This is a genomic window from Arenibacter sp. F20364 (assembly GCF_023015905.1).
Classification (GTDB): Bacteria; Bacteroidota; Bacteroidia; order Flavobacteriales; family Flavobacteriaceae; genus Arenibacter.
In genome coordinates this window covers 1-695 of sequence record NZ_JALKBD010000136.1, presented here as the reverse complement: position 1 = coordinate 695, position 695 = coordinate 1, and the positions used below count along the sequence as shown (strand labels likewise).

1 pseudogene is annotated in these 695 nt (G+C 53.5%); it reads left to right on the top strand.

The annotated features are described in order from the left end of the window. A pseudogene (locus tag MWU84_RS24045) lies at positions 1-695 on the top strand (hypothetical protein); the annotation flags it as partial.

The window sequence follows — 695 nt, the reverse complement described above, 5'->3', positions numbered from 1 at the left end:
GGTGCTACTGGTTCTACTGGAGCACAGGGAATACAAGGTGAAACTGGTTCCACTGGAGCCACTGGTTCAACTGGAGCAACTGGAGCAACTGGAGCCAAAGGCGACCAGGGCGTCAAAGGAGATACTGGTGCAACGGGTGAACAAGGTTTAAAAGGTGACAAGGGTGACACTGGTGCTACTGGAGCTACTGGCCTAACTGGAGCAAAGGGAGATCAAGGAGAGAAAGGAGATACTGGTGCTAAAGGTGATACTGGAGCGGATGGAGCTAAAGGAGATACAGGTGCCAAGGGTGACAAAGGTGATACCGGAGCAACCGGCCTAACTGGAGCCAAAGGAGATCAAGGGGACAAAGGTGAAACCGGAGCACAAGGCGAGAAAGGCGACACTGGTGCGACCGGAGCCACTGGTGCAACAGGATCTCAAGGCGAGAAAGGTGAAACTGGAGAAAAAGGTGATACCGGTGCTAAGGGTGACCAGGGAGACAAAGGAGACACCGGAGCTCAAGGAATTCAAGGTGAGACTGGAGCGACAGGTGCTACTGGTTCTACTGGAGCACAGGGAATACAAGGTGAAACCGGAGCTACTGGAGCCACTGGAGCCACTGGTGCTACTGGTTCAACTGGTTCAACTGGTGCGCAAGGAATTCAAGGAGAGGCTGGTGCTACTGGTTCAACTGGAGCTACTGGAGTTCAAGG